Annotated in this window: 2 protein-coding genes and 1 pseudogene; all 3 read left to right on the top strand. The window is 69.6% G+C overall.

From position 1 onward, the window contains the following. The first annotated feature begins 133 nt into the window (after window positions 1-133). The 3 genes and pseudogenes from N5096_RS14090 to N5096_RS14080 all read left to right on the top strand — a co-directional run bounded on the left by N5096_RS14090 (window position 134) and on the right by N5096_RS14080 (window position 2,177). Entirely contained in the window at window positions 134-670 is a 537-nt protein-coding gene (locus N5096_RS14090) for a metallophosphoesterase (protein ID WP_267665447.1), read from the top strand. Between the two features lie 197 nt (window positions 671-867). After that, a pseudogene (locus N5096_RS14085) lies at window positions 868-999 on the top strand (DUF7859 family protein); the annotation flags it as partial. After that, complete coding sequence (locus tag N5096_RS14080; protein ID WP_267665445.1) at window positions 999-2,177, top strand: inorganic phosphate transporter; 1,179 nt, start codon at window positions 999-1,001, stop codon at window positions 2,175-2,177. The pseudogene N5096_RS14085 and the gene N5096_RS14080, both read left to right, overlap by 1 nt. Window positions 2,178-2,463: the final 286 nt, after the last annotated feature.

The raw sequence follows: 2,463 nt of genomic DNA, 5'->3' as shown, positions 1-2,463 counted from the left end.
GACTCCCTCGGGCTCGGATTCGCGAGCCTTCGGCTCGCTCACCGGAGCGCGCCGCCGCCGCTCGCTTCATTTATAAATAGAACCCGCTGTCCAGTGGCGCGTTTTTTAAGCCGAGCGCGCACCGACCGTCAGTATGCTCGTCGTCGTCTCGGACACCCACTCGCGCGGGGAGTCGAAGCTGCAGGGACGGACCGCAGAGGCGGTCCGCGAGGCCGACCTCGTGATTCACGCGGGCGACTTCTGCCGCGAGCCGGTGCTCGACGCCTTCGAGTCCGCGGCCCGGAGGCTTCGCGCCGTGTACGGCAACAACGCCGACGCCGCGATCCGCGACCGGCTCCCCGAGGTCCGCACGGTCGAGTACGCGGGCGTCCGGTTCGCGGTCACCCACCGCCACCGCAGCGGGGACACGGGGCTGGTCATGCTCGGTCGGGAGCGCGACGCCGACGCCGTGATCTACGGCCACAGCCACCGCCCGAGGTTCGACGACTCGGGCGGGCTCCCGATTTTGAACCCCGGGAGCCACGCGCAGCCGCGGGGGAACCGGCCGGCGCACGCCGAGCTGGAGCCGGCGAGTGAAAGCGGTGAGAGCGAGCGCGGTGAGACCGCGCTCAACGGGCGGCTCATCACGCCCGAGGGCGAGGTCTTCGAGACGTTCCGTATCGAGCCGTAAGGGCGAGGAGTGGTCGTCGTCGGACCGGTCCGCTCGACGCGGAGCGATCGCGGGGGAGAGGGCCGAAGCGGGGGCCGCGTCCGTATCTCACGCCGGGGACAGCTTATACTTAGCTTAGGGACAAAAGCGTCTTTTAGTCACCGTCCGGCGGCGGCGGCGGCTGCCGAAACGCATAACACCGTGCCGACGGATTCGAGTGTATGCTCTCGGTAGAACCGCTGTTTGTCATCATTCTCGTCGGTCTGCTCGGCCTCTTCTTCTTCGGGTTCCTGCTTGTCCGGCGCACGGTGAGCGGGCTCCGCGAAGGGTACGAGGACGGCCAGCAGTAATGGTCGTCGCCACCGTTCTCACCCTCGGCGTCGCCGGCGCGGCGAGCATGTTCATGGCGTGGTCGATCGGCGCCGGCTCGTCGGGGTCGACCCCGTTCGCGCCGGCGGTCGGCGCGAACGCGATCTCCGTGATGCGCGCCGGGCTGATCGTGGGTGTCTTGGGGCTTCTCGGCGCGGTGTTACAGGGCGCGAACGTGACCGAGGCGGTCGGTACCGAACTGATCGGCGGCGTCACCCTCACGGCCGGCGCGGCCATCGTCGCGCTGCTCACCGCGGCCGCGCTCGTCGCGATCGGCGTGTTCGTGGGGTACCCGATCGCGACCGCGTTCACCGTCACCGGCGCGGTGGTCGGCGTCGGCCTCGCGATGGGCGGGGACCCCGCGTGGCCGAAGTACAGGGAGATCGTCACGCTGTGGGTGCTCACCCCGTTTGTCGGCGGCGGCATCGCCTACGTCGTGGCGCGGTCGCTGATCGGCGACCGCCTCCCCCAGCGGCCGCTCACCGCAGCGCTCGCGGGGGTCGTCGGCGCGATCGTCGCGAACGTCGGGTTCGCGCTGTTGGGCCCCCCGGGCGAGCAGGCGTCGCTCTCGCAGGCGATCGGCCCCGGACTCGGGGTCGGCTCGATCGGTACACCCCTCGTTACGGCCGCGGTCGCGGCGGTCGTCACCGTCGCGGTGTACCTCGACCTCGGCCGCGACCGCACCGGGGCCCAGCGGCGGTTCCTGCTGGCGATGGGCGGCCTCGTCGCGTTCTCCGCCGGCGGGTCGCAGGTCGGGCTCGCGATCGGGCCGCTCGTGCCCCTGTTCGTCGGCGAGGCCGGCATCCCCCTGTGGGCGCTGCTCGTGGGTGGCGGCGTCGGCCTGCTGGCCGGTTCGTGGACCGGCGCGTCGCGGATGATCAAGGCGATCGCGCAGGACTACGCCTCGATGGGACCGCGGCGATCGATCTCCGCGCTCATCCCCTCGTTCGCGATCGCGCAGACCGCGGTCGCGTTCGGGATCCCGGTCTCGTTCAACGAGATCATCGTCTCCGCGATCGTCGGCGCGGGCTACGCCGCCGGCGACGCGGGGGTGAGCCGGGCGAAAATGGGGTACACGGTGCTCGCGTGGATCGGTTCGCTCGTGGGGTCGCTGGGGCTCGGATTCGGTATCTACACCGCCGTGCAGTTCGTCCTCTGAGCGGCGTGACGAGCGACTAGACCGTCGAGACGTGAGCGTTTATTTATAAGGGGAGTTGTCTGCGGAGCGTCGGTGAATACGCGCGAATACCCAGGCACTCGCTTATAAATGAGTGATCACAGATCGGCGGTGAACACGTCCAAAGCCACAGCCGCTCGCTTATAACTGATTGACCACAGATTGACGGAGGATGTCTCCAAAGCCCCGCCCCTTTGCGTCCCGCCCCGCGCCTCACACCTCCCCAGCCTCGCCGCGACGGCGTTTATAAACGCCGTCGCGGGCTCCC

The organism is Halorubrum yunnanense, assembly GCF_026586675.1.
GTDB classification, from domain to species: domain Archaea; phylum Halobacteriota; class Halobacteria; order Halobacteriales; family Haloferacaceae; genus Halorubrum; species Halorubrum yunnanense.
Note: the sequence above shows the minus strand (reverse complement) of the source record. Positions and strands in the feature narration are given on the sequence as shown.

Excerpts from the sequence above, each read along its gene's own strand:
- N5096_RS14090 (WP_267665447.1), top strand. The coding sequence starts at position 134 with ATGCTCGTCGTCGTCTCGGACACCCACTCGCGCGGGGAGTCGAAGCTG.
- N5096_RS14080 (WP_267665445.1), top strand. The coding sequence starts at position 999 with ATGGTCGTCGCCACCGTTCTCACCCTCGGCGTCGCCGGCGCGGCGAGC.